At 48.1% G+C, this 22,164-nt stretch carries 18 protein-coding genes, 1 tRNA gene and 1 other RNA gene; 6 read left to right on the forward strand and 14 right to left on the reverse strand.

The window, feature by feature from the left end; genetic code table 11:
* Nucleotides 1-362 precede the first annotated feature (362 nt).
* Both ABC831_RS01315 and ABC831_RS01320 read right to left on the reverse strand, forming a co-directional pair.
* The gene (locus ABC831_RS01315) at nucleotides 363-1,937 is read right to left on the reverse strand and encodes a DUF3794 and LysM peptidoglycan-binding domain-containing protein (protein ID WP_343246489.1); all 1,575 of its coding nucleotides are present in this window, start codon (nucleotides 1,935-1,937) and stop codon (nucleotides 363-365) included.
* A gap of 61 nt (nucleotides 1,938-1,998) precedes the next feature.
* Nucleotides 1,999-2,466, reverse strand: coding sequence for a protease complex subunit PrcB family protein (locus ABC831_RS01320; RefSeq protein ID WP_343246490.1), 468 nt, complete (start codon nucleotides 2,464-2,466; stop codon nucleotides 1,999-2,001).
* 199 nt (nucleotides 2,467-2,665) lie between these two features.
* On the opposite strand from ABC831_RS01320, the gene ABC831_RS01325 reads away from it, so the two are divergent.
* A complete protein-coding gene (locus tag ABC831_RS01325; RefSeq protein WP_343246491.1) occupies nucleotides 2,666-3,400 on the forward strand; it encodes a lysophospholipid acyltransferase family protein in 735 nt (244 codons plus the stop codon).
* A 109-nt stretch (nucleotides 3,401-3,509) separates the two neighbouring features.
* Here the strand turns inward: ABC831_RS01325 and ffs are convergent.
* Nucleotides 3,510-3,771: signal recognition particle sRNA large type (gene ffs, locus ABC831_RS01330), an RNA gene on the reverse strand.
* A 188-nt stretch (nucleotides 3,772-3,959) separates the two neighbouring features.
* Between ffs and ABC831_RS01335 the strand changes: the two genes are divergently transcribed.
* Complete coding sequence (locus tag ABC831_RS01335; protein ID WP_343246492.1) at nucleotides 3,960-4,751, forward strand: enoyl-CoA hydratase/isomerase family protein; 792 nt, start codon at nucleotides 3,960-3,962, stop codon at nucleotides 4,749-4,751.
* A gap of 109 nt (nucleotides 4,752-4,860) precedes the next feature.
* Here the strand turns inward: ABC831_RS01335 and ABC831_RS01340 are convergent, their stop codons facing one another.
* The 4 genes from ABC831_RS01340 to ABC831_RS01355 are packed head-to-tail and all read right to left on the reverse strand — an operon-like array spanning nucleotide 4,861 to nucleotide 8,724.
* Nucleotides 4,861-6,003, reverse strand: a complete 1,143-nt coding sequence (locus ABC831_RS01340) for a DHHW family protein (protein WP_343246493.1) — start codon at nucleotides 6,001-6,003, stop codon at nucleotides 4,861-4,863.
* A gap of 19 nt (nucleotides 6,004-6,022) precedes the next feature.
* Nucleotides 6,023-7,429: an MBOAT family O-acyltransferase gene (locus ABC831_RS01345; protein WP_343246494.1), complete on the reverse strand. Its 1,407-nt coding sequence runs from the start codon at nucleotides 7,427-7,429 to the stop codon at nucleotides 6,023-6,025.
* 10 nt (nucleotides 7,430-7,439) lie between these two features.
* Nucleotides 7,440-7,937: a DUF4358 domain-containing protein gene (locus tag ABC831_RS01350; protein WP_343246495.1), complete on the reverse strand. Its 498-nt coding sequence runs from the start codon at nucleotides 7,935-7,937 to the stop codon at nucleotides 7,440-7,442.
* A 1-nt stretch (nucleotide 7,938) separates the two neighbouring features.
* Nucleotides 7,939-8,724: a GDSL-type esterase/lipase family protein gene (locus tag ABC831_RS01355; RefSeq protein ID WP_343246496.1), complete on the reverse strand. Its 786-nt coding sequence runs from the start codon at nucleotides 8,722-8,724 to the stop codon at nucleotides 7,939-7,941.
* Nucleotides 8,725-8,893: 169 nt separating this feature from the next.
* On the opposite strand from ABC831_RS01355, the gene ABC831_RS01360 reads away from it, so the two are divergent.
* Nucleotides 8,894-9,709: an alpha/beta fold hydrolase gene (locus ABC831_RS01360; protein ID WP_343246497.1), complete on the forward strand. Its 816-nt coding sequence runs from the start codon at nucleotides 8,894-8,896 to the stop codon at nucleotides 9,707-9,709.
* Between the two features lie 153 nt (nucleotides 9,710-9,862).
* Here the strand turns inward: ABC831_RS01360 and ABC831_RS01365 are convergent, their stop codons facing one another.
* The 3 genes from ABC831_RS01365 to ABC831_RS01375 form a co-directional block, all read right to left on the reverse strand.
* A complete protein-coding gene (locus tag ABC831_RS01365; protein ID WP_343246498.1) occupies nucleotides 9,863-10,105 on the reverse strand; it encodes a CPBP family glutamic-type intramembrane protease in 243 nt (80 codons plus the stop codon).
* Nucleotides 10,106-10,434: 329 nt separating this feature from the next.
* Nucleotides 10,435-12,033, reverse strand: a complete 1,599-nt coding sequence (gene hcp / locus ABC831_RS01370) for a hydroxylamine reductase (RefSeq protein ID WP_343246499.1) — start codon at nucleotides 12,031-12,033, stop codon at nucleotides 10,435-10,437.
* A 91-nt stretch (nucleotides 12,034-12,124) separates the two neighbouring features.
* Nucleotides 12,125-12,862: an ATP-binding protein gene (locus ABC831_RS01375; RefSeq protein ID WP_343246500.1), complete on the reverse strand. Its 738-nt coding sequence runs from the start codon at nucleotides 12,860-12,862 to the stop codon at nucleotides 12,125-12,127.
* 486 nt (nucleotides 12,863-13,348) lie between these two features.
* On the opposite strand from ABC831_RS01375, the gene ABC831_RS01380 reads away from it, so the two are divergent.
* On the forward strand, nucleotides 13,349-13,672 hold the full coding sequence (locus ABC831_RS01380) for a methyltransferase domain-containing protein (protein WP_343246501.1): 324 nt from the start codon (nucleotides 13,349-13,351) through the stop codon (nucleotides 13,670-13,672).
* Between the two features lie 98 nt (nucleotides 13,673-13,770).
* Here ABC831_RS01380 and ABC831_RS01385 read toward each other — a convergent pair whose 3' ends face one another.
* Complete coding sequence (locus ABC831_RS01385; RefSeq protein ID WP_343246502.1) at nucleotides 13,771-17,193, reverse strand: DUF5107 domain-containing protein; 3,423 nt, start codon at nucleotides 17,191-17,193, stop codon at nucleotides 13,771-13,773.
* A 160-nt stretch (nucleotides 17,194-17,353) separates the two neighbouring features.
* Here ABC831_RS01385 and ABC831_RS01390 point away from each other — a divergent pair, with 160 nt between their 5' ends.
* Both ABC831_RS01390 and ABC831_RS01395 read left to right on the forward strand, forming a co-directional pair.
* Nucleotides 17,354-18,205 carry a helix-turn-helix domain-containing protein gene (locus tag ABC831_RS01390; RefSeq protein WP_343246503.1) on the forward strand — a complete coding sequence of 284 codons (852 nt, stop codon included), beginning with the start codon at nucleotides 17,354-17,356 and terminating at the stop codon, nucleotides 18,203-18,205.
* Between the two features lie 400 nt (nucleotides 18,206-18,605).
* Nucleotides 18,606-19,367, forward strand: coding sequence for an SDR family NAD(P)-dependent oxidoreductase (locus ABC831_RS01395; protein ID WP_343246504.1), 762 nt, complete (start codon nucleotides 18,606-18,608; stop codon nucleotides 19,365-19,367).
* Between the two features lie 326 nt (nucleotides 19,368-19,693).
* Here ABC831_RS01395 and ABC831_RS01400 read toward each other — a convergent pair.
* From ABC831_RS01400 to ABC831_RS01410, 3 genes are all read right to left on the reverse strand, one after another.
* Nucleotides 19,694-19,766: transfer RNA gene (locus ABC831_RS01400), tRNA-Lys, on the reverse strand.
* Between the two features lie 253 nt (nucleotides 19,767-20,019).
* The gene (locus ABC831_RS01405; protein WP_343246505.1) at nucleotides 20,020-21,039 is read right to left on the reverse strand and encodes a substrate-binding domain-containing protein; all 1,020 of its coding nucleotides are present in this window, start codon (nucleotides 21,037-21,039) and stop codon (nucleotides 20,020-20,022) included.
* A 107-nt stretch (nucleotides 21,040-21,146) separates the two neighbouring features.
* Nucleotides 21,147-22,151: an ABC transporter permease gene (locus ABC831_RS01410; protein WP_343246506.1), complete on the reverse strand. Its 1,005-nt coding sequence runs from the start codon at nucleotides 22,149-22,151 to the stop codon at nucleotides 21,147-21,149.
* Between the last annotated feature and the right edge of the window lie 13 nt (nucleotides 22,152-22,164).

Consider the following 22,164-nt stretch of genomic DNA (forward strand, 5'->3'; position numbering starts at 1 on the left):
GCCTGCGTTTCGGGAAAGGGTTTCTTATATCCTATCGTCGAGGCGCCTGTGGTTCACTTCGAAGAAAGTAAAATCGCCCCGATTGATGCGGTAACTGATGTATTAAGAAATAGCATCTGATTGTAAAATGTTCCGTTTATCCCCGCATACAGGAATGCTTATTTTCCTCCTCCGACTGCTTATTCCCCTTCAGCAAGTAAAAAGGCAAAAAAAGAGAACTGCTTGTGTACCCTAGTGCTCCATCCGGCTGGATGGAGCACAGAATGCAAAAGTGGTTCCCTTTTATTATCTGCCTTTATCTTAACAAGACAGCCCTGATTTTTTCATTTCCTGTAACATCCCCGCTTCAGCTGGCACAACTGTTAAGCCGTCAGCATGGATTCTACTATCTTTACAATCAGCAGTTTATCTCCCGGTTTTATCTCATCGCTGGTGAGTTCATTGGCTGCCATGATTTTTTCCACTGTGGTATAGTATTGCTTCGCTATACTCCAGAGGCTGTCACCGGGCTGTACACAGTAGCCCACGATCCCGGGCAGACCCTGCAGCTTATTCATATCCAGCGGTTCCACTTCCACATCCACGATATTATTTCTCTTCAGCTTGCGCAATACCAGCGTGTTCAGGTTAATCGTCAGTTTGACTTCAATCTCCTCGCTGTCGATCATGGTCGTGGAAAGCTGTTCGATATCTGTCCGAAGGTTATATTCGCAGTCCGCGTCAATTCCGGGTGCCTCTATGGTGTGATGGAACGGGACCATCCCCTTCATGGAGTTAAACGGCATGGTATCATCCGAGGTCACATACAGCAGCTGCACTTCCACCGCCCCTTCGATCTCGATTCCGTTCTCTACCACCTGGATGTCGTCGATCTTGACATCTCCCTCGCTGTGGCAGACCTGCAGGATTCTCGAATCATTGCTTCCGATACGGATACGCTCGGAGGCCCGGCATTTTGAAAAATTCTTAATTAAAAGCGTGTCAAAGACAGCTGGCTGCACCACAGGTTTCAGTTCTTTGCTGGGCATATAGACATCATCGAGAATGCCTACCTGTTCTTCCTCGTAGAGTTTCATATCCAGTTCCAGCACCACGTCCACATTTAACAGCCGTTCTTCTCCGTCGTAATCCGGTTTCGGTTCCAGTTCTATATGGGGTACCGCCACTTCGATATCACCGATCATATCAGCATTACAGCCGTAACACTCCAGTTCCCCGTGAAACGGGACACTGGTTTCCAGCCACTGTACCTGGTTTTCCTCATCTTCACCCGTATAGAGTACAAACAGCAGCAATTCTCCTTTGATACTGACCATATTCTCTGCCAGCCGCAGATCCAGTCCTCTTACCTGCACGCTGTTCCAGAGCATTTCATAGATATTCGGCTTATTGGAAGGAAGCACTACTTCGTCTTTGATCCGATAGGTATCCTTTTTGCTGACCGCCAATTGGAGAACATCCATTCCCTCATTACGGAAAGCAACCGTCTCGTCATCGTGTACCTCAACCGCGGTTTCCTCGTCATAGAGCTCTTCCAGCGCCATCATAAATGTAACCAGTGTTTTTACACTTAATTTTCTGGAATTGATCAGGTTGGTGCTTAAATCTTCCAGATCCCATTTCAGGCGGATATTGTCGCCATCCGCAGCTCCTTCCAGGTTCATAACTTCCTCAAAGGGCAGTTTGCCATCCAGGCTATGTACCAGCTTATCCTCGGTATCACTCATGTAGAGAATCCGGAATGTAAGACTCCCCTTGATACCGACGTGATCGGCAGTAGGCTTGACTTCATCAATGTTAACCTCGCCTTTTTGCTGTATGATTTTCCCGATATCGGGTTTACTGTCCGGTACATTATAATCGTCATCCAGAGTCAGCTGACTGACGGCTTTATTTTTGAGTTTATTCATATGAATATTTTTCTTTATCAACTCCATAGCTATACCTCCGCACGAGTATCCTTCTTTTTATTGTATTCCCGTCCATATCTATTTATGCTTACTGAAATACTACTGATTTGTCTAAATATTCCGTCTTGATCACGATATACGGATAACTGGCAGCATCTGCGATTTTCTCATCCTTGGATGGGCCGATCAGATTCGTATCGATATATATGGCATTACTGGTCAGAAACAGTTCATTTACCGCGATGCTGTATCCTCCTGTATTCTGTTCCCCATAGCCCACCACAATATACAAATAGCCGCCGTCCTCGTAGGTCAGCTTGAAATTAGCCGCTTTTTTTTCTTCGATGATTGTCAGAAGCTCTTCCGGAACTTCCGCATTTTCCACAACGGTGAACTCCAGATCCTTAAGCTTGACCGGATCTGTATTTTCCACACTGCATCCGGTCAGCAGGCAGGCAATGACCAGTAAAATCCATACATGAACGACCAGCGAATGCTGCGCGCCCGCCCAAAGGGTATGCATTACGCGGTGCCGGAAATGGTATCGTTTTTTCATAGCAACATTCCTATCACCTTTTTAACCATTTTATTAAGGGACTGGAAAATTTATACACCATTTGCTTGTAATTTCCTGAGGGGTTTTCTATAATAAGACTGTATGCTTTACAGCATCCCGTAACACATGCCCTCCGGGCGGGTTCGCGGCATTCGCCGCTCAACAATGTATCTACTTTAGAAAAGAAGAGGTATGAGATATGTTCCGATTTATCCTGATCGTAATCACCGTAGTAGGCTTTCTGATTCTGTCGATTCCCATCCTGATCGCAGAATGGATTCTGGGAAAATTCAACCCGCGCGCCAGAGATATCAGCTCCTTACGCATCGTGCAGGGGGTATTCCGCTTCATTTTGCTGTTAACCGGGCTTAAGCTGACGGTCATCGGGGAGGAAAATGTTCCAAAGGACCAGCCGGTTCTCTATATCCCCAACCACAACAGTTTCTTCGATATCCTGATCACCTACTCCAGGTGCCCGCGGCTGACCGGATATGTGGCCAAAAAATCGATGGAAAAGATCCCTCTTTTGTCCAACTGGATGAAGCTTCTCTATTGCCTGTTCCTGGACCGTGATGACATCAAGGCCGGTTTAAAAACCATATTAAAAGGCATCGATCAGATCAAATCCGGGGTCTCCATGTGCATTTTCCCGGAAGGTACCCGGAACAAGTCCGGCGACAAGCTGCTTCCCTTCAAGGAGGGCAGTATGAAAATGGCGGAAAAGACCGGCTGTCCCATCATCCCGGTCACCTTAAATAACACCGCCAACATATTTGAAAACCAGTTTCCAAAGATCCGTCCCGTCCATGTGATTCTGGAATACGGCGCCCCCATAGATATTAAGGCTCTGTCCAAAGAAGAACGCAAGCATGTAGGGGCTTATACCAGGGATATCATTCTGGAAACTTTTGAAAAGAATGAACAGCTGGTATAAATCAGGAGGACCCAAAAGGACAAAAATATATCGAACGCAAAACAACAGGGCATCTGCGAAGGCAGTGACCCTGTTGTCTGTTATTATCTATTTCATTCTTATTTTAAATCCGTGCATCCCGCTTTGAATCCCCATCATAGACGTTACCTTTACAGTTAACTCGGCCCAGGCGCCCTCACGGCACACAGGAGTTTCTACTTAGTGCTGCTTCATTCCTGACCTGACACGGTTCATAGATTCCTGTTGCGTAAGACCCAGACGTCAACGCCACTTATAAAGGGCTGCTCTACAAGAAGGAACCCTGGGCGGGATATCACCCCTGCTGTAGCGGATTGCAGGTACAGGGCACCGCTAACTCCCCGGCTGCACGGAAACTTTATAACATAATCCAACCATTCTAAACCAGAATGAGAATTTTAGTATACCTTGTTTTGCCCGGTTTGTCAATCATTGACTTAGCCAGGTTGTTGACTTAGCCAGGGAACACGGCTATTATTAAATTGTAGTAACCAATTGTGCAGCATCAGCTCAATATTTTGTCTAAGGGGAGGCATGCGGTATGGAACAAAGAGACCTGAAGGGTACGCTGGTCGAAAAAAAGGACGGCGTAGGTATCGTTTTTCTGAACAGACCCGACAAATTGAACGCACTGAATTCCGACATCATTGAGGACCTGTTATATCTAATGGATGCATTTGAAGAAGACCCGGAGGTTCGGGTCGTCGTACTCACAGGCGTGGGAAAAGCTTTTTGCGCCGGCGGCGATATCGGCTCAGAAGCACAGATGGATACTATCGGTGCTTTTCACGGAGGAATTACAGGAAATAAGCTCATGAGCCGGATAGAGACATGCCGGCTTCCGGTGATTGCCGCGATTAACGGCTATTGCCTCGGCGGTGGTTTTGAGATGGCGCTGGCCTGTGATATCCGGATCGCCGCGGACACCGCAAAAATCGGCCTTACAGAAGTTACCCTGGGCGTGATTCCCGGAAGCGGAGGGACGCAGCGTTTGCCCCGCCTGATCGGTAACAGCAAAGCCAAAATGGTCATGTTCTCCGGTGAAAAATACAAGGGGGAACGCGCGCTTCAGATGGGCCTGGTCGATCAGCTCTTCCCGGCCGACCGCTTACTGGATGAAGCCGTAGCCTATGCCGCGAAAATAGCGAAAATGCCCCCGCTGGCTCTGGAATACATCAAGATCGCTGTAGACCAGGGTTCCCAAATGGATCTGGACCGCGGCCTGCTCCTGGAGTCTTCCCTGTTCGCGCATCTCTACGGAACCGAAGATCAAACAGAAGCTATGAACGCCTTCCTGGAAAAGCGGGAACATAAGCCCTTCCAGGGTAGATAACGAAATAAAAAAAGGAACACTGCCCTGTCTGTTCAGGCCAAAACGTCTGAATAAGCCAGGGCAGTCTTCCGTTCTGCGGTACTGCCAAAACCGTGAGACAGCCATTGTCTCAGGATTGGTTTAACACCGTCTCCAAACTGCTGTCCTGGAAAAAGGTATTCGCATTATACAGAAATAACAGATCCGTATAATTCCCGGCCTGCATCAGCTCCTCGATGTTCCCCGTATAGTACCTGGGGTCCAGCATGGTGATCTCCCCGAAATACGGTGCCAGAAACGGGACGAAACAGTTGGCATAAGAGTCCTTGATCACAAGCAGCTTTCTATTTGGATCCGCAGTACTCTCTATCTGCACCAACGGAAAATTCCCCCCGAAGAATACTTCATACTTATCTTTGATCTCCAGTTTGGATTCATCATAAAACGTAGCGGTCTTTTGCTTCTCCTCCACATAGGTCACCACATAGTCCAGCGGCTCTTTGGGCAGGAACACGCTGATGGTATCCCCATTGTTCAGATAATATCCGCTTTTGGAAGCCAGGGACCCCACGAATTCATTGGTCACGGGATAACTGTCATACGCCACCGCATCCGGGTCCAGGTTCAGTACAGGCGCCAGCTGCCGGAACGCGTCATAAGCTCCCTGCGTCGTCCAGTGGTGATCCGTCTTATAGTACATCGGGTTCACCGAATCCCGCTCCAAAGCATCCTTTACATCCACGAAGATAAGGGGCTGCGCCAGGGAATCCCGCACCTGGCTGATATAGACATCCTGGTCCTTCACCGGGGCATAAGGCGGCAGATAATCCCGCAGTACATTCGCCGCGTCGGGTACCAGCATCACCGCAGAACGCATTTGGGGATAGCGGGCGGCGAACGCGTTCATGGCGTCTGTTTTTTTTGAAAGGCTGTCCTGATCCGGAACCGCGATATCTTCCAGCAGATACTGCTGGTCTCCGTAATAAACCCCGTTGGAATAGTTTTTGCCCACCATCCGGTCTACCGTGGTCTTGATCTCCACCCAGAAGGGCCGGAAGGCGAACTGGTCCGTCGTGTACTTTTCATATTTTTTGGGGTACCTGCCGTCCAGGAAGCCGGCGGCTGTAAGGGCCGGGCGCTCCGCCAGCATACGGTTTTCCGTTTCCGAATAAGCCTGATCCGGAATGAACAGGTTCACTGCCGTGATGGCTGTCAATGCCAGCAGAAAACAGATAAACAGCAATTTATAAAAACGTTGATTTTCTCGCTTCATAGATCGTCTTGCTCCAATGTCAGAATCTGAAATAAAGGAAAGGATTATAAGTTTCCGTTACAAGGAATGCGATACACAATACAAATATTAGCAAATGCAGGGCCACCGCCGTTTTGGAACGCCCTTTGCGCCCCTCGAACATCAGCCATTGGAACAGACGCTGCACCGCTTTCGTGGAGCAGACCGCGGCCAGTGCGAACAGCACCGCATTCGTAAACAGATAATAGATCCCGGCGGTATCCGCAAGGGGTACGCCGTTTTGCCCAAACATGGCGGCCAGATACCGGCCGGCATATGGAAGGTCCGGACTTGCAAACAAAACCCAGCCGATCACCACGAAAAACATGGTATACACGTGGACAAAAACTGCCGGAAGCTTATCCAGCAATTTCCGAAGCACGAATTTTTCAATCAGTAGTAAAATGCCGTAATACAGGCCCCAGGCCACAAAATTCCAGCTGGCCCCGTGCCAGAGCCCGGTCAGCAGCCAGACGATGAGAATATTGCGTATCGTCCGCACGCTTCCCTTCCGGTTGCCTCCCAGCGGGATATAGACATACTCCCGAAACCAGGTGCTCAGTGAGATATGCCACCTTCTCCAGAAATCCGTGATCCCTCTCGCCACATAGGGATGGTCAAAGTTCTCCTGAAATTCAAAGCCGAACATCTGTCCCAGGCCGATGGCCATATCCGAATATCCGCTGAAGTCAAAATAGATCTGGAAGGTAAAAGCCAGAATACCCACCCATGCGCTCAGAACGGAAAGCTGTTCCAGTCCCAGATGATTGATACTCTGGTAGACACTCCCGATCGTATTGGCGATCAGCACCTTCTTGGCCAGGCCCTGCAGGAATCTGGATATCCCATAGCCGAACTTGCAAAAGCTCTCTCTTCTGCCCTTTAACTGCTCTGCGATATCCTTGTATTTTACAATCGGTCCGGCGATCAGCTGGGGAAACATGGAGACATAGAGGCCGAAATCAACGATATTCTTCTGTGCGTCCACAACTCCCCGGTATACATCAATGATATAGGACATGGTCTGAAAAGTATAGAAGGAAATTCCGATTGGCAGCGCCAGATCCTGGATCGGAATGTGCAGACCGAAAATTCCGTTCACATTTTCCACAACGAATCCGTAATACTTGAAAAAACCCAGGATAAAAAGATTCACCGCTGCCGCGAAGATCAGATTGAGCAGGGCGGCCTTTTTCCGGCCGCGGCACCTCTGGATATCCATGCCGCAGACATAGTTAAAGCAGATGGAAAATACCATCAGGAAAATATAGACCGGTTCTCCCCACGCGTAGAAGATGAGGCTTCCGGCCAGCAAGACAAAATTTTTAAATTTTCTGGGGACAATATAATAAACCAGCAGCATGGCCGGTAAAAATGTAAAAATAAAAAAGACACTGCTGAATATCATTCCTGCTTCCTCATTCTTTCTTACTGTTGTCGTTAATCAGGCTTTCCAGAAACGCTTTCTTCATAGACTCCGCGCCCGGTGAGATCGCGAAGAATACATAGTTTCCTTTGACCAGAGTTTCGGCATCTCCGATCAGTTTCATCTGCTCCACGCCGTAACCGTCAAAGTTCTGTTTCTGTGCCTCGACCCGCTTCGTTACAGCCTGTTCCACAGCGTCAGCCTGACTGTCGTTTTCCGTCTTTACCAGCAGGATTTCTTTTACATCCATACTATCAGTGGAGGTGTACAGAGCAAACTCCTCATAGCTTCCCTTGTCCAGCCCATAGAGTTTTTTCAGTGTTCTCGCATCGGCCTTCTGCATCGTGCTTAGATCCGCCGACTGCAAGATGTTCTGTTCCACTTCCCGGATCGGTTTGGCGCTATATGCATTATAATGCAGCATGGCCGTTATGAACAGGGCCAGGATCATCACCATCCCGATTTTTAATATATTATAAAGATATTTCATCTCAGATTCCCGCTTTCGATGCCATATTTTCCAGCCACTGCGGATAGTAGGGAGGTCTGGGATGAATCCCGTCCTCCTGATAGATATCCTCCTGCTGCATCAACCCGCTGTTGTCAATAAAGGGTATGCCCAGGCGTGTACACATTTCCGTCAGCGCCTGGTTGTATCCATCCACATTGCCGTACAGGGGTTTTTCATCGATGGCCTTTTGTTGAATCGGAAGAATCCCGTTTATGTAAATCTTCGTGTCCGGCAGATTCTCCTGGAGTGTACGGACCGCGTTCTCATAAAGCTCTTCGAACTTTTGTGGATTGCCCCAGAGGTACTCCAGGTCATTCATCCCGTATGACATGAAAATGTTCTGAGGATTCAATGCGATGGCCTGATCCAGTTCTGGCTGAATATGAGGCAGGTTAATCCCGTTCTTCGCCACTACGCTGGTACTGTCCAGAAATTCATAATCCTCCAGCGCCTTAGTAATCGAATCCCCCATCACCACAGAGTTGGCAAACCGCGTTTTCATATCCGCCTGCGGTTCCGTTTCCGCCGTGGTTTCCGCCGCTTCGGGCTGCTGCCCGGATGACGCCCTGCTGTCCTTAATGGTACTTTCCACCACAGCCACGTCCCTGGATGCCAGCTCGTCTAATTTATGTATTCCGGCCATGTCTGTAATCCCGGCCCGCAGTTCCTGCTGATATGATAAGATCATTAATCCAAACCATACCGCACAGGCAAACACGGCCACAGTTGACATAATCCGCATAACGTTCGCCAATACCTGTTTCATAAGGTTCTGCCCCTTTATCTGATAAAATACAACAATAAACTAACATAATCATAACATAATATATATTTCTTTTGGTTTAAATAATATTAAATTATAATTACAATTACTGGAATTTACCCTAAACAAAAACAGCGGTCTTTCATATATTAGAAATAAAAGGAGTTTTCTAATGTATTATATCACCACCAGCGACCATGTTAAAATAGCTGTTTATGATCTGAATCCCTGTTCCGATGAAGCCATTCTCCTGATACACGGCTGGCCCCTTAACGAAAAGATGTATGAATATCAGAAAAGTATGCTGCTGTGTGCCGGTTACCGCGTAATCACCATGGATCTGCGGGGGTTCGGCAATTCGGATGCCCCTGCCTGCCCTTATGATTATAACCGGATGGCCGATGATATCTATACGGTTGTCTGCAAGTTAAACCTCCGCTCGTTTACCCTTGTGGGTTTTTCCATGGGCGGAGCCATCGTCAGCCGCTACATGGGACGCCATCATGGGTATGGTGTGAAGAAATTATGCCTGCTGGCCGCCGCTGCCCCCCGCTTTACCCAGACAAAGGATTTTCCTTATGGAGAAACCTATTCGGAAGTAAACCGGCTGATCTGCCTGGCTTTAACTGACCGGGCCCAGCTCAGTGATAATTTCAGTCAGATGCTGCTGTATTCTCCGCACAGCGAATCCATTAAAAAGTGGTTCGCAGACCTGTCCTTAAGCGCCTCCGGGATCGCTACGGTTCAGACAGGATACGCACTGCGGGATGAGGACCTGCGGGAGGATCTGTGCCGGATCAACGTACCCACCGGAATCTTCCACGGCACCCGGGATCAGATCGTCCCTTACTCCCTGGCTCTGCAGCAGCACCAGCGCATCCCGGATTCCACCCTGTTTACCTTTCATAAGAGCGGCCATGGTATATTCTATGATGAACTGGAATGCTTTAATCAAACTTTTTTATCTTATTTAAAAAACAGCCGGTAATGCGCTGATATGCCGGCTCTTTTCTTATAAAACAGTGACCCGCTAAATCGAATCAGGCCATGGCGCAGAATATTTATTATTCTCCCTCATGGCCTGATCTTATTATAAAGCCCGAATGTAACTAATTTGTAAATACCGTTTTAACCGGTCCCGCTATCCGATGAACAGGATCGAAGCAAAATCTGACCAGAAATGTACAAAAGCGGCCGGCAGAATGGATTTGCTTTTCCTGAACAGGAAGCCGAATACCAGTCCCAGTGCGAATACATAGACCGCCTGTGTCAGCATTGCGGATACCGCCAGCGAACCGTCCAGATACCAGTGGATGAAGTAGGAGGGAAAATGTAAGAGAACAAAATACAGGGAAGCCCATACGTTGGCCTTTCTTTCATTCATACAGACAGCAGCATTGTCAGGTGTATCTTCTTTATTTTCATTTTTACCTCCGGTGAGTCTCCTAACAGTCTATTCTTTATTTGGATGAATGTCAATTTTGTACGGGCCATCTTAAGGATTTCTTCCGATTCTTAAGAACTCGTCAGATTTTGCTCACAATATTTTTGAATTTTCTTCACAAACTGTTGACAATTCATTCACACGTTTTTCACAGCTGTCCTGTATATTAATAATCAAACAAGGCAATAACCTTTTCATATAAAACTTCTTTTTCATAGAGCCGGTATCTGCTAGATACCGGCCCCTCCTTTTTTCAGGCGTTCCTTCTGTTATGCCTCTCCCAATAACTGCTTCAAATCCTCCTCCGGAGTAGTAATCGGTGCTATCCCATAATTTTCAACCAGATAATTCCATACATTTTCTGAAATAAATGCCGGAAGCGTCGGGCCAAGGCGTATGTTTTTAATGCCCAGATGGAGCAGCGTCAGCAGAATACATACGGCCTTCTGCTCATACCAGGATAAAACCATGGACAACGGCAGGTCATTGACTTCACATCCAAAAGCTTCCGCCAGCGCAGCAGCTACCCGGATCGCACCGTAGGCATCATTGCACTGTCCCATATCCATCAGCCGCGGCAGATTTCCGATACTGCCAAGCTCCAGATCGTGGAAGCGGTATTTTCCGCAGGCCAGGGTCAGTATGACCGTATCCGGCGGTGTCTGTTTCACGAACTCGGTATAATAATTTCTGCCGGGACGGGCCCCGTCACATCCCCCTACCAGGAAGAAGTGCCGGATGGCTCCTGATTTTACGGCCTCCACCACCTGGTCCGCCGCGCTCAGGATCGTACCGTGGCCGAATCCGGTAGTCACCTGGGTGCCTCCGTTTATGCCGCAAAATACCGTATCCTCCCGGAATCCGCCCAGAGCCAGCGATTTCTCGATTACCGGTGTAAAATCCTTCTCATCCCCTATATGCCGCATCCGGGGATAAGCGACGACTTCAGTGGTAAATACCCGGTCTGCATAACTTTCTTTTGGCGGCATCAGGCAGTTGGTGGTAAACAGCACCGGCGCCGGCAGATCTGCGAATTCTTTCTGCTGATTCTGCCATGCGGTTCCAAAGTTTCCCTTCAGATGAGGGTATGCCTTAAGTTCCGGATACGCATGGGCCGGCAGCATTTCTCCGTGGGTGTATATGTTGATTCCCTTATCTTTTGTCTGCTCTAAAAGCAGCTTCAAGTCCTTTAGATCGTGTCCGGAGATCACGATGAAGGGGCCTTTCTCTACGGTCAGCGGTACCACTGTGGGTTTTGGAACTCCATATGTTTTCGTGTTTGCTTCATCCAGCAACGCCATGCACTTAAGGTTCATTTCCCCTGTTTTCAACACGACCGGAAGGAGTTCTTCCATATTCCAGTCCTCTCCCACAGCAAAAAGTCCCTGATAGAAAAACTGGTTCACCTCTTCATCCGTATATCCCAGCACCAGCGCATGGCAGGCATACGCAGCCATCCCCCGCAGACCGAACAGAATGAGGGATTTTAAGGACCGTACGTCTTCCTGGGCCCCCCATAGCATGTTCATGTCATAATCATCATTCCGGCCGCAGCGGGATTCACAGCTTCCGCAGCGCGGGATCAGCGCTTCTTTTTCCTGATGGACGATCCTGATCTGCCTTTGCAGCGCTTCATTGTCAAAGCTTACATTGGTCACTGTCGTAAATAGCCCCTCAATCATGGCCCGGTGCGTCGCGCTGGTCGGATGGTTCCCGTCCGCCGCCCTGGCCAGGCCGATCAGCGCTCCTGTCAGTTCATCCTGTAAATGGGCGGTATCCGCTTTCTTCCCGCAGACTCCTGCATTTCCTGTGCAGGCTGCACAGCCTGCTGTCTGTTCACATTGGTAGCAAAACATTTTTTGATCCATTGTTTATCCTCCTTTACTTCTGCTTATGATCGGGCTGCCATTGCTTGGTTTCTATTCTTCTTGTCTGGTTTCGAACTTTCCTGACCGGTATCTATCCTTCCAGAATATTTCCATCCACGGACAGGGTGATGATTCTCCATGGGATAAACCTGCCGCTGTCCCGCAGCGCTTTTATTACTGCCTGCCCGATTCCGCCGCAGCAGGGAACCTCCATCCTTACAACAGTGACGCTTTTGATTTCATTTAATTTTATAATCTGCGTGAGCTTTTCACTGTAATCCACAGGGTCCAGTTTCGGGCAGCCGATCAGGGTTACCTTTCCCCGCATGAACTCCCTGTGGAAATTACCATAAGCGTATGCCGAACAGTCCGCAGCGATCAGCAGATCCGCCTGGTCAAAATATGGTGCCTGTATGGGCGCCAGCTGTATCTGTACCGGCCACTGTCTGAGTTCTGTCTCCGGCTGTGCTGTATCCGGATTTACTGCTTTTACCGGGTCTTTTCCGGCTGGGTTTCGCTTTTGTCCTGACAGCTGCCTGGCCCTGGAACCGGGACAGCCGGTAAAGGATGGGGCCGGGTCTTTTCTCTTCGCTTTCTCTCTGTTATTTTCTACTGCTTCCCGGTCATACTCGGCAGCTTCCCTTTCCTCAAAGGTAATGGCTCCGGTAGGACAGACCGGCAGACAGTCTCCCAGGCCGTCGCAGTAGTCATCCCGAAGCAGTTTTGCCTTGCCGTCCACCATCCCGATGGCGCCTTCATGACAGGCATCTGCACACAGTCCGCAGCCATTGCATTTTTCTTCATTGATATGAATAATTTTTCTGATCATGTTTGTAGCCTCCCGAATTTGAATTTTTATGTTTTAGGTATTTACCGCTTTTCAACGGTTTATTTTATCTTTATGGGTTTATCTTAAGCTATAAGCTTTCATAAGTCTGTTGTTTTTACAACGTGTATTAAATTAGATCACATTCCATAACAACACGGAACGCCGTAAATAAGCGGTTCCTAACATGTCGTTTTGCGAAATCCATATAATCCCTTTAAGAAATAAAATCAAATCATAAAATGAACAGAAAAGGTGATAAAAGTCCGGTGTATCAGAGGCCACGCAATCAGTGGTGTGGATATGACTGGAAAAGAGTAGATAAAATCAATTCAAATAGGGCGTAAATTGGCTGATACTATCAGCTTGGTTTATGTACCTAATGTTTGATTTTATACTACTCTAAACTTTTCTTCATCTAACGAGGATTAGCCGTAGAGTAAAATCTACGGCTTTTCTATTTAATTAAAATGAAAGGAGAACATAACGATGTATGATGATTATATCTCAAAACAAATGCTGAAAGCTCATCTGGATCCAGATTTTAATGGAGCAAGCAGAAAGCTTGACTTTATCGATAAATCTGTTTCATGGATAAAACAGGTTATGCCTTCTCAAAAGTATTCATCTTTTGTGGATATTGGTTGCGGCCCCGGATTGTATTCAGAAAGATTTACACCAGAGGGCTATATGGTATCGAGGGTTGACTTCTCAAGACACTCGATCTGTTACGCTAAACATTCAGCCAAAAAAGCCAGGCTGCATATAATGCGTGTCACATTCCATTGGTTTAATTCGTATTTGAGAATCTAAACTGATTTAGACATGTCCCTAATCGAATTTGGACATGTCCCAAACTGATTTGGACATGTCCCAAACCGAACTGGACATGTCCCAAATCGTATTGAATATTACGACCAGCTGCTGTGAATGAACGCTCCCATATGCATATGATCCAATGCAAGCACTTTTTCAAATTCGGCACCGGCCTTCTGCTCCTGTCCCAGTCCCAATAATCCAAGTCCCATCAGAAACCGGCAATGGATCTCGTTTTTCCGGTTCAGGTCTTCATCAAAGATCTGGAGATCAGGCAGGCTGACGGCGAAATAGTCTATTTTGACATCGTCAAATATATGTTTTTGCCCATAATCCAACAGTTTATGGAATCTGCTTCTGGCTTCCTTTTCTCTGCCCAGCTTACGAAGGGCCATTCCCTGATAGAAGATCATTTCCGGCGGCTGGTCATTGTAATACATCATGCCGGCAGGCTCACTACTTCCCACCGAAGCCCTGTCGAAACAGGCAGCCGCTTTCTCCGGCTGTTTTGCTCCTTCGTACGCGCATCCCAGATAATAGTAAATATTGTTCTCCTGCGCACCAGCCAATTTGCCTTCCCCCAGATTGAACGGATAGGAACCGGCTGCCTGTTCCAGTATCTTTACCGCTTCTGTAAAATTCCCCTGGCCAAGATATTTCTTGCCGATCTCCACCAGGCTGAACAGATACTGTGCGGGCACCTTTCCTTCTCCGCCCTCCCAAGGGTGGAAGTTTCTGCGGCTTATGTACTGCAGCGCCTCTTCGTACCGGCCGCAGGCGTTCAGAAGGGTTACGTACTCCAGATACAGGTCGTCTCTGATTTCCACTAATTCCATATGGTTCTGCAGTTCTTTCAGCCGCTCTTCTTTGGACATACCTGTCTTTTTGCGCAGCTGATCCAGCTCCATGAAAACTCTGGCATCCGTGGTGTCCATTTGGAACGCTTTCTCCAGTTCCCCGATTGCTCTTTTTGTGTCATGTTGTTTATTATAGTAGGCCAGGGCCAGATTCCTGTGAACGGTAGCAAAGTCATCACAGACCGCAGCCGATCTTTCAAAACAACCGACCGCTTCGCTGTATTGCTTTTTATCATACCATAAGTTCCCCAGATAATACTCAGCGCGGGAATCTTCGGGATTTTCGGCAATCGCCGCGGATAGGACGCCTATGTCCTCCAGCCGGTGCGGGAAGCAGTAACTGCTGTCTGCCGAAGCCGCCCGGCTTAGCGCTGTCTCCTGCGCTTTGGGTTGATTCAGTTTTCCATAACATTCCGCTATATAATAATACACTAACGGGTAGACCTGGTCTTCCCTTTTCCCCTTCTGCAGTTCCCCGTCGGCAAACAGCTCTAACAATTCCGCAGCTTCCCGGAACAGTCCCGCCTCCATTTTATCAATAGCCAGTTCGATAGCCGTGTTGAAGTTACCGCGAAGTCTTCGGATCAGCTCCTGCAACAATTCCTGGCCGTACCGGCCGCCTTCTTTTTGACAGCCTACTTTTCGGCTTCCTGCTTCCCGGCAGCCCGCTTCCCGGCTTCCTGCATTCTGGCTTCCCCCTTTTAACAGGGCCTCTTCATAGACGGACCCAAGATCCAGCGGATCGATTTGTCTATTTTCTTTCAGCAGATTGCCGCACGCTTCCCATTTTTCTAATTTTCTTAATATGGAAGCTTTTAAATTTCTAGCCTTCATATTATGATAGTTCCTCACCAAAGATCTCTCGATGTGGGACAATGCGGTTTCCAGTTCGTTCTTTGCCGTGCAGATACAGGCCATCTGGTAAAACGCAGCATCCTGCCATGCAGCACTCCAGGCCGCTTTATAAAAACGGTCATAAGCCTCCGGATCTTTTCCCACGTAGCGCAGCGCCAGACCCAGCTGGAAATAGGCCTCCCCGTCATAGGGATTCGGATTGGACCGCGTCAGTTTGCCGATCGCGGCCTCGAAAAACGGGATACTTTCCGCAAACCGCCCTCTGGACATCAGCAGCTTTCCATAAGCAGTATTGATGCGGGAATCGGTTGGGTCTCTGCGAAGCCCCTCCAGATAATAGTCCGCCGGTTCATAGGTGGCATGCCGGTACTGTTCCAGATGCAGGCCGTAGAGATAGAGATCTTCGTTGGTCTTCACATCCTCAGGCAGCGGTACCGGGCTTGCCGGATCGGGTGTCTTATGGATCGTCTGTTTTTCCGGCCTGTAGGTGACCAATATATTTCCGGCCTGATCCCGAACCGATACTTCCAGGCTGGTATTCTCCCGGCCGGTATCCCCGGCGGTCCCGATCCTTGTCTCAAACGCATGCTCTGGTGACAGATCCAGCACCTTACTGAAGAGGATTACCTCATCCCTGGTCAACCGGATCTCCGCCTTCGGATATTCCCCTGTCACGTATGCTCTTATGGTAATTCCGTTATCTTCCGTTTCCAGGCCGACCGCCCCGTGAACCGTCGCGTTTTTGATCTGCCCCACGCCTTTGTACGGCATGAAATACTGGGTAAATACCTTTTCTTCATAGGGTGCCATCCAGGTAAAGTCCGGCTGATTGTCCGTATAGCATCCGGTCATCAGTTCCACATAGGGGCCGTCTTCGTCTGTCAGATTCCGGTCCCAGGCCTTGCCGAACTCTCCGCATCCCCAGGTCCACTGCTTCTTCCCCGGGGCCACATGGTGGTCGGCCACGTGCAGAATCCCCGCTTTCTTATTATAGTCATAGCCGCCTACAAAATCATAATCCGAGTGGTCCGCCATATAGGAAGTCGGCACCGGGATATTTTTATACCTGGAAATGTCGACGCCTTCCGAGTAATCCATTTTATAGTATACACCGGTTGCGATGGGGAAATTGGACACGTCCCTTTTACCGTGGTCCATTACTGCGTGGACATCCGGCGGGAAAATGGACTGGGTGTGATCATTAACCGGTACAGCCGGATTCGCCCACCACAGAAATGTCTGGGGCCGGTTGGTACGGTTATATAACTGTGCGGAAATCTCCAGATATGCCCTGTCGGGATACAGGGTAAAGGCCGCCATCCCCTTTGTGCGGAACATATTTTCAATCTCTCCAACCAGAACCGTGCAGCTTCCGTCGGAATTTTCCATAATCCGGAAGTCCACCGGGGCAAAGGTACTGGGCCTGTGATGCTGCGGCCAGTTGAATTCGATCCCGCCGGAGATCCACGGCCCGGTCAGCCCTACCAATGCCGGTTTGATCACATGATTATAGTATACAAAATCATAGTTGTTGGTCTTGTCCGTGGCTCTCTGGATTCTTCCGCCCAGCTCCGGCAATACCATTATTTTCAGATATTTATTCTCCAGATATACCGCATGATAAGTCTTATTTACTTTCTCGTCGTAGATTTTGTCGATGACGCTGTGGGGATATACCTTACCGGAACTTCCCTGATACACTCTTTTTTCCAAAAACATGGGATTCTTATCCGGTTTCCCTACTTCATAGGTTGGAATTTCAATATCCTGCTCCCACACCCGAACTTTTTTCTCCCTTTCATCCATTGTTATTCCTCCTTGCGAACTTGGTATAATTCCTGATATAATGCAATTATACAAGAGGGACATTAAAAACGCATTCCTTTAACCTGCCCTTTTATTTTGAAATCTTGCTCTCTTAATCTCATGCTGTTGATCCCGATACTTTTCTATTGGAGGTGTTCCCATGAAATGTCTGGAACCAGGAGTTTTAGGCTGCTCGGATTACTATTTCAGTACGCCCAGCGGAATTGCGAAAAAGTTATTTTTTTATGGAATCTGCTGCGGGGAATTCAGCTGCAAAGTGCCCTATCACGTAAAGAGGGACAGCTATAACAGCTATCTGTTAATCCAGATCTTAGACGGGAGCCTGACCGTTAAGCTGCCCAAAGAGAAACGCTATGAAACTGCCGAAAAAGGAGATCTTATATGGATCAACTGTTACCAGCATCATGAGTATTATACGAAGCGGGATGTCCTGTTTCGCTTTATTCATTTTGACGGCAATGCTTCCGGGGATTTTTACCGGGAAATATTACATTCCTGCGGAATGATATTGCGGCCGGCGGAGATCGGGCCATACGATGAGGCTTTCTGCCGTCTGGTTTCCCATTACCGGAAGGAAAAGCTTCTGACCGAGAGCGAAATCTCCCTCCTGCTGCACACCCTGCTGGGCCTTCCCTTTCAAACGACCGGTTCGGCGGCCGACTCAAGCCCGGACCGTCAGATGATTCCGCAGATTTTGGATTATATCAAAGATCACTATATGGAGGATCTGGACGTGAAAGCACTGGCCGGTACCGTGAACCTGAGCATCTACTATTTCTCACGGATGTTCAAAAAGGAAACCGGCTATTCGCCTTATGAGTATCTGATGCACTACCGGCTGGACCGGGCGAAGAGGCTTTTGAAGAATACCGCTATGACAATCCGGGAGGTTGGGTTTACCACCGGTTTTAAAAGTGAATCCAACTTTGTCTCCTGCTTCCACAAGAATGAGGGGATGTCCCCGGGAAAATTCAGGAAGCTTCCGTTCTAACCCGCTATCCGGAGTCCTGTGTTAAATTATCTAATATAGCCGGAAATACCGAACCCACCGTATCAAAGTCTTATCATAGGTTAATCTTTTTCCCGGTTATAACAGCCGGGATGAAGAATCAACATCGTTCTGTATAGAATATTAAGCTCCACATATCCAGTTAAGCGATTCCTTTTTCTGTGACTCATGTACTGTCAATCGGACATTTTATTATCGTCGGGACAGAAATAGGAACCTAAGATAACTAGATAAATCAAAACCAAGTTAATAAAATTAAAAACTTAATAAAAAAGCAAAAAGCAGCAAAAAAAGTAACAAAAAATATTAAAAGTATTTTAATTTTAAAATGATCGTGATATAATTTAAAGTTAATCGTTATTAACAAAGGAGGATATAGCAAATGAAACGACTTGAAGGAAAAACAGCACTTATTACAGGAGGTAATTCTGGAGTGGGAGAAGCCACGGCAACTTTGTTTGCCAGAGAAGGAGCCAAGGTAATCATCGCGGCCCGTCGTGAGGAACAGCTAAAGAAAGTGGCAGAAAAAATTCAGGCGGAAGGTGGTTCAGTTCTGGCAATCCGCGGAGATATCTCCAAACCAGAGGACAGTGTAATGCTAGTATCAAAAACGTTGGAAACGTTCGGAGAACTAGACATACTGGTAAATAACGCAGGCGTAAGGGATGAAGGCCTCCGCCCGATTGACAAAGTGACTGATAACGAGATAGACCGTGTTGTAAATATAAATACCAAAGGTACCATGTATTGCATACGTGCAGCGCTCAAAGTAATGTTAAAAAACAAAAAAGGTTCTATTATAAATGTGTCAAGTGTTGCCGGTATTAGCGGCGGCGGCGGAGCCGCTTACGTGACTTCCAAGGCGGCCATTCTGGGTATTACCAAGCACACGGCGATTCGATGCGCCCAGAGCGGCGTGCGCTGCAATGCGCTTTGCCCCAGCATGATCAAGACACCCATGGCTGATACGACTGGTGAGAGCATGGATTCAGACATGATGGGAGCAGTGGTGGCCCACTCGGATCTGTCCCTGCCCGTCTGCACTGCGGAAGATGTGGCCAACAGCATACTATTTTTAGCAAGTGATGAGGCAGCTCCCATAACAGGACAGTGCATTTCCCTGGATTATGGTTCCACTTTATAGTTGTGTTTGAGACAAAAAACGGAACCGTTATATCAATTATGCGTGGCGATTCCGTATCTCCGGTAATATAATCATCTCAATTCTTTTCTCAAAAACAGGGCAGATCGATGTGTACAAGCTGATGCTTCTAATGGGTCATCATGAAGACATCGAAACTACCCGGATTTATCTTCATCATGCGAACCAAATTATAGTCTCTAAAATGAACATATCGCACCTGGATAAAGTGTTCCTCCGGGAAAACTGATTTTTTCAAAACCGGCAGTTTCAGGACATGAAAAAAGTACCGTCCCCGTAGCTCTATGTCTACAAAAACAGTACCTCGATGCGCCGCCAGGGGCTCGAACCCTGCACACCCTGATTAAGAGTCAGGTGCTCTACCAAATGAGCTAGCAGCGCGAATATTCACAACGCAAGAGTTATTATATCTGAAAGCTTTTTAAAATGCAAGCATTTTTTCCAAATTTCTTAAAATTTCTCAGAATTTCGTTATTATTTATCGAAACATACCAGGAAAGTAATAATATGCCCCCTGTTTACTTAACAGGAGGCATATCAGAAATAATACTCCCTTTAACAGCTCTTTACATCAGGTTCCAGAGGATCCGTTCCTGTCTGTTACAGTTATACTCTTCTTTCCGTCAATCAATCCTTACTGAATAGTATCTTTGGTCAGAACGGAAACTCCGGTATCTACCTGTGTTTCCTCAATCGGCTCACCTTTTACGGCTTTCACTGCCGCGTCCATACCCATTTTACCCATTACCTCGGGATTCTGAGCCATGCAGGCCACCAGGGAACCATCTTTGATCAAGCCGAGAATCGCATCGGATTTATCAAAACCAACACCGATCACACCGCCGCCTGCTCCTTTGATGGCATTGCCGACACCTACAGTCGCGCCCTCGTTGCATCCGAAGATACCTACACAGCCGTCTGTGATATAGTTGTCTGCGATATCCTGAGATTTCGCAGCGTCACCTTCCCCGTACTGGGTCTCAAGGATTTCATAAGGGGTGCCTTCGAAGGCTTCCCTGAATCCGGCTTCCCGGTTGGCGGTGGAATCCGTGGATGCACTGATATTTACGATACCGATCTTGCCGTCTTTCTTGCCCGCGGCTTCCAATGCTTTTAACATCTCTTGACCTGCGGTCTTGCCGGCAGCTTTGTTGTCCGTAGAGAATGTGGCTTCCGCTTCTGTGTTTGCCGGAGAGTCAACATAGATGATCTTCACGCCCTGGGACTTTGCATCATCCAGAACCGCGGTGATAGCATCCGGTCCGTTGGCGGCGATCATGATCGCATCTGCTCCGTCCGCTACCGCGTTATTGACACGCTCGATCTGCTGTGCATCGTCCTTTTTGTCGGGAGCCATCCACTTATAGTCCACGTTGCCAAGAGCTTCCGCTTCTTCTTTTGCCCCTTTGTCAACCGATACCCAGTGCTGGTCGGAGCTGTCCATGGTAATCAGGATCACCTTTACTTTTTCTCCTGAATCCGCGGCAGGAGCTGCGGCGGAATCACCGGCCGCTGCGTCGGCTGCCGGGCTTTCCTTTGCAGCGGAATCCTCAGCCGCAGGCGCGGCTGCCTCCTCATTCTTCTGGCCGCAGCCTGCAAGCATCGTAGCGATCATTCCTGCACATAACAGTACGGATAATACTTTTCGTTTCATAATTTGAAACCTCCCTTTTCAATTTTATAATCAAAGCATCCTGTGCTTTAATCATCCTATAAGCCATCCTATAAGTCTAAGTCATCCTGTAGCCTGAAACTATGTTTCTAATTTGCCTTTTTTCTCGGTTTCCTTCCCGTACGTATAATGACATCCAGCAATACCGAAACAATGACTATAATGCCGATGACTACATTTCTCATACCGACTGGTGCCCCCACAAACTGAAGCCCGTTTTGCAGTACGCCCCAGATGGAAGCGCCGATCACAGTACCGAACAGCAGTCCCTGTCCGCCCAGGGTGGACACTCCGCCGATTACCGAAGCCGCAACCGCATACATTTCGTACATATTTCCAGCATCCATGGTTCCCATCCCGGCGGTGGCGCAGGTAATCAAGCCGACCACACAGGCGCAGAAGGAACTGACCAGATATACCTTTAACACGGTGCCGAACACATTGACACCGGACAGCTTGGCTGCCTCTATATTGCTTCCAACCGCATATGTATGGCGTCCGGTCCTGGTCCTGCTGAGAATAAAGTTAAAGATCAGGAACAGTATAATGGCGATCCACACCGGGTTGTATATTCCCATGGTTTTCCCGTAGTAGAAGAAATCCCGGAATCCCTGGGCCGCATCACCAATAGCGTCCGTGTTATAATTATTATTTACGATCTGGGCAATCCCCCGGGCCACTGTCATGGTACCCAGCGTGGCAATGAAGGGCGGCAGATTGAATTTTGCCACCAGCGTACCGTTGACGACACCTACCACCAGACAGGCGGCCATGGTTATCACTACCGCGATCCAGGGATTTACCCCTCTGGTCATCAAGGTGGCGGAGGTCATGGTGCTCATTCCGATCACAGACCCGATCGACAGGTCGATATTTCCCGTAATCAGCACATAGGACTGTCCGATGCCCACCAGCAGGATCGGAGCCACCTGACGCAGAAGATTGGTCACGTTTCTTCCGGAGAAAAAGGTGGGGCTCATAATGCCGAATACAATGCACAATACAATCAGACCGACGGTAACCGTAATGACCTGCCCGATACCGCGGATGGCCATAAAACTTTTAAAAAAATTATTCTTTTCTTTCTTTTCCATTGTTTTTATCTCC

Source organism: Diplocloster hominis (assembly GCF_032380655.1).
GTDB lineage: Bacteria > Bacillota > Clostridia > Lachnospirales > Lachnospiraceae > Diplocloster > Diplocloster hominis.